Raw genomic sequence first — 13,079 nt, 5'->3', positions numbered from 1 at the left:
CTCGACACGGCGTCAATCAGAGGGGCATGCAATGGAAAACCGGAAGAGCAAAATCCAATCGAAACGCGAAGGGCTTTCGCGACGCAACGTTCTGGAACTGGGCGCGCTCGGCCTAGCTGCAGCCATGCTGCCGGGCCAGGCCTTGGCACAGGACAAGAAGCTGAAGGTGGCGGCGATCTTCGCCACGCCGATCGAGGAGCCATGGGATCACCAGATCCATGTCGCCCTGCAGAAGGCCGAGAAGGAACTCGGCATCGAATACAAATGGTCGGAAAAGGTGCAGACGGCGGATTTCAGCCGTGTCATGCGCGAATATGCGCAAGGCGGCTATGAGCTGGTGCTGGGCGATGCTTTCGCCGCCGAACGGGAATCCCGCCGGACGGCCAAGCAGTTTCCGAAGGTCGCCTTCCTGTTCGGCTCCGGCGCCGGGCCGGCCGAACCGAATTTCGGCGTCTTCGACAATTGGATCCACGAGCCGGCCTATCTCTCTGGCCTGATCGCCGGAAAGATGTCGAAATCAGGCACGATCGGCGCCGTCGCGGCGATGGGCATTCCGGAAGTGAACCGGCTGGTCAACGCTTTCTTTGCCGGTGCCAGGGAGGTCAATCCGGACATCAAGAAGAAGGTCGCGTTCATCGGCTCTTTCTTCGACCCGCCGAAGGCGAAGGAAGCGGCGATCGCCCAGATCGACGCCGGCGTCGACGTGATCTATGCCGAGCGCTTCGGCGTCATCGAAGCGGCGGCGGAGAGGAAGATCCTCGCCATCTCCAACATGTCCGACCAGTCGAGCCTCGCCCCCGACACGGTGATCACCGGACCGGTCTGGGACATGTATCCGACGGTCGAGCAGGCGATCAAGCTGGTCAAGGCGGGGGTGTTCACCGCGCAGGATTACGGCGATTTCTCGCGCATGACTAAGGGCGGCTCCTCGCTGGCGCCCTACCACAAATTCGACAAGACGCTGCCCGCCGACGTCAAGGAGTTGGTCGAGAAGAAGAAGGCCGAAATTCTCGACGGCAATTTCCGTGTCGACGTCGACGAAAACACGCCGGTTTCGGATTGAGTTTTTTTACCCTCCCCCTGTTGGGAGGGTCGATCCGCGAAGCGGAGCGGGTGGGGGTCGGCGCCGTTCCCCCACCCCGTCTCGCGATCTTCGCTTCGCTACGATCGTAAGCCGACCCTCCCCACAAGGGGGAGGGTGAAGAGTCGCGCGATCTCCCCATAGGAGCATCCTTGCCAACACCCGTCCCTCTCATCGAAATGCGCGGCATCTCCAAGAGCTTCGGCGCCGTCAAGGCAAATGAAGCCGTCGATCTCAGCGTCGCGCCGGGCGAAATCCTCGGGCTGCTCGGCGAGAACGGCGCCGGCAAGACGACGCTGATGAACGTGCTGTTCGGCGCTTATGCGCCGGACGTCGGCGAGATCCTGGTCCAGGGCCGGCAGGTTACGATCAACAGTTCGGCCGATGCGCTGGCCGCCGGCATCGGCATGGTGCACCAGCATTTCCATCTCGCGCCGCGATTGTCAGTGCTGGAAAACCTGCTGATCGGCATTCCGGGCAAGTCGGGCCGGATCGACCGCGCCGGTGGGCTGGCGCGGCTCGACGAGATCGGCCGGCAGCACGGGCTCACGCTCGATCCGGACCTTCCCGTCTCGGCATTGTCGGTCGGCGAGCAGCAGCGGCTCGAAATCGTCAAGGCGCTGTTTCGCGGCGCAAGGTTGCTGATCCTCGACGAGCCGACGGCGGTGCTGGCGCCGAGCGAGGTCGAGGGGCTGTTTTCGGCGCTGCGGTCGATGGCGGCCCAGGGTCTCGGCATCATCTTCATCTCGCACAAGCTCAACGAGGTGCGGGCGCTGACCCATCGCTGCCTGGTGTTGCGGCACGGCCGCGTTGCCGGCCGCGTCGACACGCCTGCCAGCACGAACTCGTCGGAGATGGCGCGGCTGATGTGCGGCCACGAGATCGTTCCGCCGGCCAGGGGGGCATCGACGCCGGGTGCCGCAGTGCTGACCCTGGACGGCATCTCGACGTCGCGCCATTCCGGTATGCCGCTGCGCGACGTGTCGCTCTTTGTCCGCGCCGGCGAGATCCTCGGCATTGCCGGCGTCTCGGGCAATGGCCAACGGGCGCTGGCCGAGGTGATCTCCGGCGTGCTCGCGCCCGATGCCGGCCAGATGACGATAGCCGGCAAAGTTGTCTCGCGCTTTTCGCCGCGCGAGGTGCAGGCGCTTGGTCTCGGGCGCATCCCGGAAGACCGGATGACGACTGGGCTCGTCACCAATCTGCCGCTCGCCGATTCGATGGTGCTGCCGCGGATCGGCACGGCGGCGTTCAGCCGCAACGGTTTGCTCAGGCCTGACGCGATCCGCGCCTTTGCCGAGGAACAGATCAAGGCCTACGACATACGCTGCCCCGGGCCGATGACGCGGGCGGGCGCCCTGTCCGGCGGCAATCTGCAAAAGGCGCTGCTGGCGCGTGAACTTGCCTTCGACCCAAAGGTGCTGATCGTGTCGCAGCCGACACGCGGTCTCGACATCGGCGCCGCCCGCTTCATCCATGAAAAGTTCCTCGACATGCGGGCCAAGGGCTGCGGCATCATCGTCATCGGCGAGGACCTCGAAGAACTGCTGATGCTCTGCGACCGCATCGCGGTGATGTATGAGGGACACATCGCCGGCATGCTCGACAGCGCCGTGGCAACGATCGCGCGGCTGGGCCTGATGATGACCGGGGCGGAGGGCAAAGCCTGATGTTCCGTCTGGAAGCCCGCACCAGCACGCCTACCTGGTTCAACCTGGCACTACCGCTACTGGCGATCGCAGCAACGCTGGTGCTGTGCAGCGGTCTGGTCGCACTGGCCGGCGCCGGCGTGGTCGAGGCCTATGGGGTGATGTTTTCGGCGTCTCTCGGCGACAGCTACGCGATCACGGAAACGCTGGTGCGCGCGACACCGATGATCTTCACCGGGCTTGCCGTCGCTGTCGCCTTCCGCGCCAAATTCTGGAACATCGGCGCCGAGGGGCAGTTGCTTGCCGGCGCGGTAGCGAGCTGCGCGGTCGGCGCCATCCCGATGCCGGGGCCGCTCGCTATGCTGCTGATGGCCCTGGCGGGTGCGGCTGCCGGCGCGGCGGTCGCCTTGGTGCCGGCGACGCTGCGGGTAAAATTCAGGGTTGATGACGTGGTCAGCTCGCTGCTGCTCAACTCGGTCATCTTCTACGCCCTGATGGCGCTGATCGAAGGCCCGTGGAAAGACAGTTTCAGCGGTTACCCGATCTCGCCGCCGATCGAGGATTCGGCGAATTTCCCGGTGCTGCTCGAAGGCACACGGCTGCATCTCGGCGTCGTGGCGGCGTTCCTCGCCGCGCCGGTCATCTGGTTCCTGATCGTGCGCACGACGCTCGGCTTCCGGATCAGGGTCATTGGCGAGAATCCCGAAGCCGCGCGCTATGGCGGCATCCATGTCGAGCGCGTGCTGGTCTCGACGGCGCTGCTGTCCGGCGCGCTGGCCGGCCTTGCCGGCGTCGGCGAGGTCGGCGGCGTGCATTTCCAGGTGATGAGCGACATCTCGCCGGGCTATGGCTATTCCGGCATCGTCGTCGCCATGCTGGCGCGACTCAATCCGCTCGGCGTGGTGCCGGCGGCGATCTTCCTTGCTGCCGTCATGACCGGCGCCGAGGCGATGTCGCGGGCCACCGGTGTCCCGGCCTTCCTTAGCGACGTCATCCAGGGCACAGCGCTACTCGCCATGCTGGTGGCGCTGCTGTTCACCGCCTATCGCATCCGCCGCGTGGGGACAGCCAAATGAACGTGGTGCTCGAACAGATATTCCAGGTCGGTTTCCTTGCCGCGATCATCCGGATTGCCACGCCGCTGGCGTTCGCGACACTGGGCGAAATGTTCTCAGAGCGGGCCGGCGTGCTCAATCTCGGCATCGAGGGCATCATGCTGTTGTCGGCGATGACCGGTTTCACGGCGACCAGCCTCAGCGGCAGCCTCTGGCTCGGCGTTCTTGCGGCGGTGCTGACCGGTGCGCTGATGGGTGCCCTGCATGCGCTGTTCACAGTGGCGCTCGGCCTCAGCCAGCATGTCTGCGGCATCGGCGTCACGTTGTTCTCCTCGGGGCTAGCCTATTTCCTCTATCGGCTGATCTTCGGCCAGCAATCGGTCCCGCCCAACATCAAGGGATTCGAGACGCTGCCGATCCCTGTTCTTTCCGATATCCCGGTGCTCGGACCGGCGGTGTTCAATCAGTTTTCGCTGGTCTACATGGCGATGCTGGCCGTTCCGCTGGCCGCCTTCGTGCTCTACCGGACGCCGTGGGGCCTGTCGGTGCGCATGGTCGGCGAAAATCCGCGCGCCGCCGATTCGGCGGGCGTAAGCGTCATCGCAACGCGCTTCCAGGCCGTGATCCTCGGCGGCGCGCTGATGGGGCTGGCCGGCGCCTTCCTGTCGATGGTGCAGTTCAACGCCTTTACCTTCGGCCTCGTCTCAGGGCGTGGCTGGGTGGCGATCGCGCTCGTCGTCTTCGGCCGCTGGGATCCCTGGCGTTCGGCGGGAGCAGCGCTGCTGTTCGCCTTCGTCGATGCCTTGCAGTTGCGCATGCAGGCGAGTGGGCTCGGCCACATCCCTTACGAGGCGTTCCTGATGCTGCCCTTCATCTTCACCATCGTCGCCATGGCGGTGATGTCGCGCAATGCCGTCGCGCCCTCGGCGCTGCTCAAGCCGTTTCGCCGGGAAGAACGCTGACTAAAGCGCGTCGCGTTTGAACGGATTCATGCGACGCGCTTTAAGTTCTTGTTTTATGCATGTCGTTGTCCCAAAACCGCTGCGCACCCTCGGTTCAAGACCGAGGGCATGCTTTTGGGCGACATGCATTAGCTGAGGATCGCAGGCCTCAATATGTCCTCGCACCATTCGCGGAAGCTGGTGGGGGTGGTGGACTGCGGCGTGCGCGGCTCGGCCTTGTCGAGGCCCTCGTTCTTGGCCATCATCATGTCGAGCATGCCCTGCGCGAACGCCTTGGAGGCGCCACGTTCGATGAAACCCGCTTTGAATGCCTCGAAGGAGATCTGCTGAAAGCGGACCCGCTTGCCCAGCACTTCGGACATGATTTGCGCCATGTCGTTGAAGGACAGGTCCTCGGGGCCGAGGATTGGGACACTGTCGTGTCCGCTCCACGAGGGGTCGAGCAGCAGCTTCGCGGCGACGGCAGCGATGTCCCGGGTGGCGCAGGTCGGAAGCTTGCGGTCCATCGAGATCGGCGAAAAGAAAATGCCCTGACTCTTGATCGGTTCTACCTGGCGCAGGACGTTGTCCATGAACGAAGGCATGGTCAGCGCTCGGTAGCTCACGCCAGTGCTCGCGATCAGGTCGTCCATCTTCAGCGACGCCGACACATGCCCGGCCTTCCCGGCCACCGCCGTCCCGCGGCCAAGGGCCGACACTGCGACCACCCGTTTCACTCCCTGGCTCTTGATTGAGTCGCAGGCCGGCCGGCTGAAGTCCACATAGGCGGTGTCGATACTCTCGGCGTGAGGGTCTGGAGCCACCAGCCAGAACACGGTGTCAGCACCCGCGAACGCCTGGTTGACGACGTCGATGTCGCCATGCGATCCCTGCACGACCTCGACGCGCTCGCGTGTGCGCGATGAGAGACGGGAGGGGTCGCGCGCGATCACACGGATGGGTTCGCCACTGTCGAGGAGATTCTCGAGGACCTGGTGGCCGATGCCGCCTGTGGGTGTGGTGACGACGATCATATGAATCCCTGACTTGGTGTCGTGACCGCATTTTCGCGATCGACGGTAGATAACGCGTTGCCCAGCCGATGGCGGTCGCCTGAGTCACTCAGATGACCGCCATGGCCGCATCTCCAAATTCAGGCGTTGAGCGCCTCCAGCACCCGCTCCGGCAGGAACGGATAGTGCCGGAGCCGCACGCCACCGGTGAGCCGCGCCACCGCGTTGGCAATCGCGGGACCGATCGGCGGCAGGCCGACCTGGCCGATGCCCCCGATCGGATTTCCGGGTGTTGGAATCACGGTGACCTTGATATCGGGCGCCTCGGACATGCGTATCACTCGATAGGTGTCGAAATTCGATTCCTGCACCTCACCATTGAGGATGTTGATCTGCTCGAACAACGCATGGCTGGCACCGCCTGTGATCCCGGTAATCATCAGTGCCTCGATGTTGCGCGGCTGTACCGCTGTTCCCGGATCGACAGCGCACCACACGGTGTGGACGCGGATCTCACCGGTCTCCCGGTCAAGCGACACCTCGGCGATCTCAGCGCAATGGGAGCCAAAGGCATCGGAATAGGCGACGCCCAGCGCCCGCCCGTCGCGTTGGCGGTTCCATTCCGCCATTTGGGCGACGGTCTCGACGACCTTGCGGGCTCGCGGCTGGTCCTTCAGGAGCTCCAGCCGAAGCGCCAGGGGATCGACGCCCTTGGCGGTGGCGATTTCGTCGATGACACATTCGATGCCGAACCTGGTATAGCCAACCCCGACCCCGAACCAGAAGCCTATGTCCAGGCCGTTATCCTGGCGGATGTACTCGATCTGATGCGCCGGGACGGCATAGTTGAAATGCGCGCCCTCGGTCACCACGCTGTCGTGGCCACCTTCGCTCTCGAACAGCTGAGGCATCGTGCGGGCGAAAATGGAATCCGCCACGATGCGGTGCCGCCAGCCGACGATGTTGCCGGCGGCATCGAGCCCGACCTGCACATGTTGCGCCTCGAGCGGCCGGTACTTGCCATGCTGGACGTCGTCTTCGCGGCTCCAGATGACCTTGACCGGGCGGCCTGGCACTGCCTTGGCGAGCGACACCGCATCGATGATAAAGTCGGCCTCGGCTTTGCGACCAAAACCGCCGCCGAGCAAGGTGGTATTCACCTTGACCTTGTCAGGGCTGGTGCCGGCCACCTCCGCGGCAAAGCCCTGGGTACCTGTCGGGCCCTGCGTCGGCGCCCAGACTTCAACCCTGTCGCCCGTCACGAGCGCCGTGGCGTTCATCGGCTCCATGGTCGCGTGGTGAACATGGTCGCTCATGTAATCGACCTCGATGACCGTTGCGGCCTTCGAGATCGCGGTCTGCGCGTCGCCTTCCGTGGCAGCGCTGACGCCGGTTTGGGCGAGGTCGCGGCCAACGCCGCGATATGTTTCCAACAGACGGTCGCTGCTATAGTTGCGAATCCGCGATGACGTGGACCATGTGACGTCGAGCAGATCCTTGGCCCGCTTCGTCGCCTCGACTGTTTCGCCGATGATGCCGACGCCGTAGGGCAGCGGGACGATGTGCGTGATGCCCGGCACGGCCCTGGCTTCGGCATCGTCGATGGTTTCCAGCTGCTCGCCCTGTACGGGCGCCCGCAGCACCGCTCCGTAGAGCATGTCCGGAAGTTGCACGTCGATGCCAAAGATCGCGGTGCCGTCGACCTTCGAGGGCACGTCGACACGCGGTACCGTCAGATTTCCGATATAGCGCCATTGATCGCTCGGCTTCAGATCGGCATCGGTCGCCTGCGGCAACGGATCGGGAAGCGCGCCGGCCGCGGCGACCTCGCCGTAGTCGAGCGAGCGGCCCGACCGCGCGTGCACGACCCGGTTGGGCTCCGTGGTGAGTTCGCCCACCGGAACGTTGAGCATGGCGGCGGCACTTGCCAGGATCACCTTGCGGGTCTGGGCGCCGACCAGGCGCAGCATATTGTAGTAACCCCGCGTGGATTCGCTGCCGCCGGTAAGCTGTACGCCGTAAAAGCCTGGGTTGCCGTACTTCTCCGCGTCGGACGGAGCCTGGACGACGCGAACCTTGTCCCAATCGGCGTCCATATCCTCGGCGATCAGCAGCGGCAGCGTCGTCATGATGCCTTGCCCCATCTCGGAGGCGGGTGACATGATCGTCACCGTGCCGTCGGCCGCGATGGTCAGCCAGGCGTTCGGCCGGTAGCTGCCCTCGACCGCCGGCGCCACGCTGGCGCCCGAGGCATCCTGGGGCAAGCCGCCGAACGCAACCGCGATGCCGCTGGCGCCGACCGTGATGAGGAAACTACGCCGCGAGAGCGCTCTGGTGTGAAGCTGCAACGTCCCGGTCATGGCTCAGGCCTCCCGTGCGGCGCGCTGAATGGCGCTGATGATTCGCACATAGGTCCCGCAGCGGCAGATGTTGCCGTCCATGTGTTCGACGATCTGGTCGCGGGTGGGGTTGGGGTTGCTGTTGAAGATCGCCGCCGCCTGCATGATCTGACCGGACTGGCAATAGCCGCATTGCGGCACCTGCTCGGCGATCCAGGCCTGCTGCAGCGGATGGCTGGCATCCGGCGACAGACCTTCGATCGTCGTCACCTCCTTGCCGGCCACGTCCTGAAGCAGGGTTATGCAGGAGCGCGTCGGCTCGCCGTCGACGTGAACGGTGCAGGCGCCACATTGGGCGATGCCGCAGCCGAATTTGGTGCCGGTGAGTTTCAGATGCTCTCGTATCACCCACAAGAGCGGCGTATCCGGCTCGGCGGCGAGATCCACCGCCCGTCCATTGATCCTGAACGCTGTCATGACTGCTGTTCCTTATCTGGCGCAATAACCTGGTATATCATCTCAGTGGTGGTGACTATTTTATCTACGTTATCCATAGAACTTTTCTCAGTTACTCACGGCGTAGCATCGTAATATTCCAAAGACTCTGATTATTACTTCGCAATTTGCCGCATGACGGAGACGTTGTTATTAAATACCCAATTGAGGAAATGCCGTCTATGCTGTAGGGTCCGTATTATCTTCGCAATCGTCCGGAACGCCCATGGATCCGCTCTCAGATGTGCTGTCGCTGCTGAAGCCACGCAGTTATGTGTCCGCTGGCTTCGACGCGGGTGGAAACTGGTCAATCCAGTTCTCCGACCAGCACGAACGCATCAAATGCTACGCTGTGGTTTCCGGCGGGTGCTGGCTGTCCGTGGAGGGCGTTCCCGATGCGGTGCGCCTGGAGAAGGGGGACTGTTTCGTGCTGCCGAGTGGGCGGCCTTTCCGCCTGGCAAGCGACATGGCTTTGACGCCTGTCGACGCCGGCTCGATTTTTCCCCCGGCGCGCGCTGGCGGCGTCGTGACGTACAATGGCGGCGGTGATTTCTTTCTTGTCGGCAGCCGCTTCGCCGTTAGCGGCACTCATGCCGGCATCCTGTTGGGAATGCTGCCGCCCATCGTGCATATCCGGAAAGAAACGGATCAGGCGGCGCTGCGCTGGTCAGTGGAGCGGATGATGCAGGAGCTGCACGAGCCGCAGCCGGGTGGTTCTCTGGTCGCGCAACATCTCGCCCACATGATGTTGGTTCAGGCCCTGCGCCTGTATCTGGCGGAAGGGCTGGGTGGCGTCGGATGGTTTTTCGCCCTTGCGGACAAGCAGATGAGCGCTGCGATCAACGCCATGCACGACGATCCGGCGCATCGCTGGACATTACAGGAACTGGCGGAGCGTGCCGGCATGTCGCGCTCGACCTTTGCCCTGAAATTCAAAGAGATGGTTGGGACGTCACCGATGGAGTACCTGACGAACTGGCGAATGCTGCTGGCAGGCGACAGGCTGGCGAATTCCAGCGATCCAATCTCCATTATTGCCCTGTCGCTCGGCTACGAATCCGAAAGTGCCTTCAGCACGGCCTTCAAGAGGGTCATGGACTGTACGCCACGGCAATATGGCCGTGGTCGAAATCCCGCTTCCTCTTCAAATGGCGAGGGGAAAGCCGCTCGCCCCGGTCGGCTCGAATCCATCGCAGGCTGATATGCGCGGGTGGCGGCGCTGCGAAGTCGATCCAGCCCGAGCCGAAGGGAATTCTCAGCCGCCGCTGAGCGCCCGCATCACATTCGGCAGCGCCGGCAGCGTCAACAAAACCGTGCCGGCAAGCCAGATAGACGAGACGACGATGCTCCTGGGATGCGCTGACCAGCGCTCATAAAGCGCGGCCGGCACGCCAGCGAGCATAATGGTCACCGTCGACAGGATCAGCGCACTTGCCATGTAAACGATCTGACTTAGGGGAGGCGCCCAGCCCGGATACCAGACCGGATAGAACAGGAACACCATCAGCACCCACGGCGAAAAGATACCGTTGATGATGGCAACCGCCATGACAGGCACAAGAGCGTTTCTGTCCATTGCCTCAACCCCCTTGTGAAGCCATCGGCGCAATGCCGAAATTGATCAGCAAAGCGAGATAGCCCACGCGCAAGGCCATAAGCCAGAGCACGCTGAAGACGATCACCACCGGCTGGGTCAGAATCGACGGCGTGATCGTCCGCACGATCCGCAGGAACGGGTCCGTGACGGCCTTGAAGAAGCGCCAGATGTAGTTGTCCCAGCTTTCGGGCACGAAGAGACCGAGCAGGAGACGCCCCATCAGCGTGTACATCATGGCGGCAAGGATGAAATTCGGTATGTGGAAATACCAGTAGGACCAGAAATTGTTCATGGGGATTTTTCCAAGGAGCGGGGCGCCGCGTTATGACAGCGGTGCCCCCGAAATGAAAGCGGGGTCCGTCGCCGGACCCCGCTTCGAGCGCCGGTCCCTATGCGGGATCAGGCGGTCTTTTCTTCCATCATCTGCTTGCCGCGAGGTATGCGCAGTTCCTCGATGAACTCCTGCATTGCCAAGGATGGTTCCCTTGTCAGCCTGGAGACAACGATCATGACCAGGAAGCCGACGGGCAGGCCGAACGCGGCTGCTGACAGGTTCTTGACACCCCACCAGTTGGCGATGGTCTGGGCGTGCTTGTCGAGCGCCACCCATGCAGCGGCCTGCGCGTCCGGAGCCGCAGAAGCCCAAGCCGTCTTCAGCTCGGCATATTTTGCAATGGCGTCAGCCGGTGCCGCGGACAAGCCACTCCACATTTCGTAGAATCCCACTGCGCCGTAGCGGGTACCGAGCAAATAATAGAGGCAGATGCCGAAGCCGGCGATCATGCCCGCGACGGCGCCGGCAGAGTTCGTGCGCTTCCACCAAACACCGAGCACCAGCGCGGGGAACAAACCCGCGGCGGCGAGCGAGAATGCCCAAGACACCATAGCGAGGATGTCGCCCGGCTTGGTCGACGCCACGTAGGCGGCGGCGATGGCCACGAGCACGAGCAAAACACGCGACACCACCAGACGGCGGGCGGTCGGGGCATTCTGGTCGATCATCTTGTAGTAGATGTCGTGGCTGAGCGCGTTGGCGATGGCCAGCAGCAGGCCGTCCGCCGTCGAGAGCGCGGCGGCAAGACCGCCGGCGGCGACGAGGCCCGAGATGACGTAAGGCATACCGGCCATTTCAGGCGTGGCCAGCACGATCATGTCTGCGTTGAGGTTGATGTCGGCGAAGGAAAGTGCCGTCACACCCTTTTCGGCGCAGGCCGCTGCGATCGCTGCGGCGTCGGTGGCAGCCTTGCCGCAGATCTGAACGAGCGTGCCGTCGGCTGCCGCCCAGCGCATCATCCATCCGGCTTTCTCACCGATGTTTTCGGGCGTCAGGCCCGACGCCACCAGGTCGAGCATCGTCCACTTGGCGAACGCCGCATAGGCAGGCGCCGTGAAGTAGAGGATGAAAATGAACAGCAGCGACCAGGCGACCGAGACACGCGCTTCACGTACCGACGGAGTGGTGAAATATCGCATCAGGACGTGCGGCAGGGATGCGGTTCCGACCATCAGGCAAAGAATAAGCAAGAAGTAGTTGAGCGCATTGTAGCCGCCATGCACGAACGGCGTGATGTGATGCACCGCGATGTCCTGCGCCATTTCAAGCGCGGTGATGCTCGCGAGTGCCTGGCCCTGCATCAATTGCGGGATAGGCACGCCGGTTTTCACGGTGGACATCCAGATGGCGGGGATCAGGTAGGCGATGATGAGCACGATGTACTGCGCGACCTGCGTCCACGTGACGGCGCGCATGCCACCGAGCATCGAGCAGACCAGGATGCCCGCAAGGCCGACATAGACTGCGACGTTGAAGTCGAGGCCGAGGAAGCGTGCCGAGATGATGCCGGTCGCGTAGATCTGCGCTACCACATAAGTGAAAGAGCAGGAGAACAGCACGATCACGCCGATGAAGCGCGCCAGATTGCCGCCATAGCGCGCCGACAGGAAGTCTGGAACCGTGTAGGCGCCGAATTTGCGCAGATAGGGGGCAACGAGAATGGCCACGAGCACGTAGCCGCCGGTCCAGCCCAGCACGAAGGCGAGGCCGTCATAGCCGAGCAGATAGAGCGTGCCAGCCATGCCGACGAAGGATGCGCCGGACATCCAGTCAGCGCCGGTCGCCATGCCATTATAGATCGCCGGGACCCGGCGCCCCGCCACGTAGTACTCGCCGACCTGCATGGTGCGGCTGAGAATGCCGATGACTGCGTAGATTGTGATCGTGAACGCCACGAACAGATAGCCGATGATTCTGTTCGGGACGCCCATCGCGCTCAGGATAGCCATCAGGATGATGAAGGCGATGAAGCCGCCGGTGTAGATGCCGTAGATTCGGCCGAGATTGGAGGTGAAGTCGCCTCCACCTGCCGTGGTCGCTGTCGTGTTAGCCATTGACGTTCCCCCGATCAATCTTCATGGACGCCATGCTCTTCGTCGATCGCGTTCTGGCGCCGTGCGAACCAGAACAGCATGACGACGAAGGCGATGAGCGAACCCTGAGCGGCCATGTAGAAGCCGAGTGGAAAGCCAAAAATGACGATGTTGTTGAGTTGCACCGCGAACAGGTGGATGAAGTAGCCGAAGAACACCCACAGGCCCAACATGACGAACATGAGGCTCCTGGTCTTGTTCCAATAACTTACGCGGTCTGGCGTCGCCATAGCGTTGAACCCTCCCTTGGTTGGGCAGCCTGCGAACCGTCTCGACCGCAGGCGCCGTTTAAAGCTTGCCTCTTCCGCTAACGCGGAAGTCCTCCGGCACGTATTGCGGCCAGGTATAGAATCAGCCGACCGTAACTTTGTAGAGGTAACACTTCTTGTCGCTGCTGTTCATACGACTTTAGAATCGGTGAGAGTTGACTGGCGGCGCGGGGTCGCGAAGGCTAAACGGTCGATATCGGTTGGAAACAAAAC

Annotated in this window: 12 protein-coding genes; 5 read left to right on the top strand and 7 right to left on the bottom strand. The window is 63.1% G+C overall.

Features of this window, described 5'->3' with window-relative positions; translation table 11 throughout:
• Positions 1–31: 31 nt before the first annotated feature.
• From EJ066_RS06090 to EJ066_RS06075, 4 genes are all read left to right on the top strand, one after another.
• Positions 32–1,063, top strand: coding sequence for a BMP family protein (locus EJ066_RS06090; RefSeq protein WP_126035830.1), 1,032 nt, complete (start codon positions 32–34; stop codon positions 1,061–1,063).
• A 197-nt stretch (positions 1,064–1,260) separates the two neighbouring features.
• Positions 1,261–2,751, top strand: coding sequence for an ABC transporter ATP-binding protein (locus EJ066_RS06085; RefSeq protein ID WP_126043764.1), 1,491 nt, complete (start codon positions 1,261–1,263; stop codon positions 2,749–2,751).
• Positions 2,751–3,806 carry an ABC transporter permease gene (locus EJ066_RS06080; protein ID WP_126035828.1) on the top strand — a complete coding sequence of 352 codons (1,056 nt, stop codon included), beginning with the start codon at positions 2,751–2,753 and terminating at the stop codon, positions 3,804–3,806. The genes EJ066_RS06085 and EJ066_RS06080 overlap by 1 nt, the downstream gene beginning before the upstream one ends.
• Complete coding sequence (locus EJ066_RS06075; protein WP_126035826.1) at positions 3,803–4,747, top strand: ABC transporter permease; 945 nt, start codon at positions 3,803–3,805, stop codon at positions 4,745–4,747. Before EJ066_RS06080 ends, EJ066_RS06075 begins: the two co-directional genes overlap by 4 nt.
• Before the next feature lie 128 nt (positions 4,748–4,875).
• On the opposite strand, the gene EJ066_RS06070 is transcribed toward EJ066_RS06075, so the two are convergent.
• From EJ066_RS06070 to EJ066_RS06060, 3 genes are all read right to left on the bottom strand, one after another.
• The gene (locus EJ066_RS06070; protein WP_126035824.1) at positions 4,876–5,760 is read right to left on the bottom strand and encodes an NAD(P)H-binding protein; all 885 of its coding nucleotides are present in this window, start codon (positions 5,758–5,760) and stop codon (positions 4,876–4,878) included.
• Between the two features lie 119 nt (positions 5,761–5,879).
• On the bottom strand, positions 5,880–8,099 hold the full coding sequence (locus EJ066_RS06065) for a molybdopterin cofactor-binding domain-containing protein (RefSeq protein WP_126035822.1): 2,220 nt from the start codon (positions 8,097–8,099) through the stop codon (positions 5,880–5,882).
• 3 nt (positions 8,100–8,102) lie between these two features.
• Positions 8,103–8,555, bottom strand: coding sequence for a (2Fe-2S)-binding protein (locus EJ066_RS06060; RefSeq protein ID WP_126035820.1), 453 nt, complete (start codon positions 8,553–8,555; stop codon positions 8,103–8,105).
• Positions 8,556–8,799: 244 nt separating this feature from the next.
• Between EJ066_RS06060 and EJ066_RS06055 the strand changes: the two genes are divergently transcribed.
• Positions 8,800–9,774: an AraC family transcriptional regulator gene (locus EJ066_RS06055; protein WP_126035818.1), complete on the top strand. Its 975-nt coding sequence runs from the start codon at positions 8,800–8,802 to the stop codon at positions 9,772–9,774.
• 54 nt (positions 9,775–9,828) lie between these two features.
• Here the strand turns inward: EJ066_RS06055 and EJ066_RS06050 are convergent, their stop codons facing one another.
• From EJ066_RS06050 to EJ066_RS06035, 4 genes are all read right to left on the bottom strand, one after another.
• On the bottom strand, positions 9,829–10,149 hold the full coding sequence (locus EJ066_RS06050) for a hypothetical protein (RefSeq protein ID WP_126035816.1): 321 nt from the start codon (positions 10,147–10,149) through the stop codon (positions 9,829–9,831).
• 4 nt (positions 10,150–10,153) lie between these two features.
• Positions 10,154–10,462 carry a YggT family protein gene (locus EJ066_RS06045; protein WP_126035813.1) on the bottom strand — a complete coding sequence of 103 codons (309 nt, stop codon included), beginning with the start codon at positions 10,460–10,462 and terminating at the stop codon, positions 10,154–10,156.
• Between the two features lie 107 nt (positions 10,463–10,569).
• A complete protein-coding gene (locus tag EJ066_RS06040) occupies positions 10,570–12,558 on the bottom strand; it encodes a sodium:solute symporter family protein (protein WP_126035811.1) in 1,989 nt (662 codons plus the stop codon).
• Between the two features lie 14 nt (positions 12,559–12,572).
• Positions 12,573–12,779 carry a DUF4212 domain-containing protein gene (locus tag EJ066_RS06035; protein ID WP_245455090.1) on the bottom strand — a complete coding sequence of 69 codons (207 nt, stop codon included), beginning with the start codon at positions 12,777–12,779 and terminating at the stop codon, positions 12,573–12,575.
• Positions 12,780–13,079 lie beyond the last annotated feature (300 nt).

It is taken from the genome of Mesorhizobium sp. M9A.F.Ca.ET.002.03.1.2 (assembly GCF_003952365.1).
Lineage (GTDB): Bacteria > Pseudomonadota > Alphaproteobacteria > Rhizobiales > Rhizobiaceae > Mesorhizobium.
The sequence above is the reverse complement of the archived record's forward strand: the minus strand, read 5'-3'. Positions and strand labels throughout refer to the sequence as shown.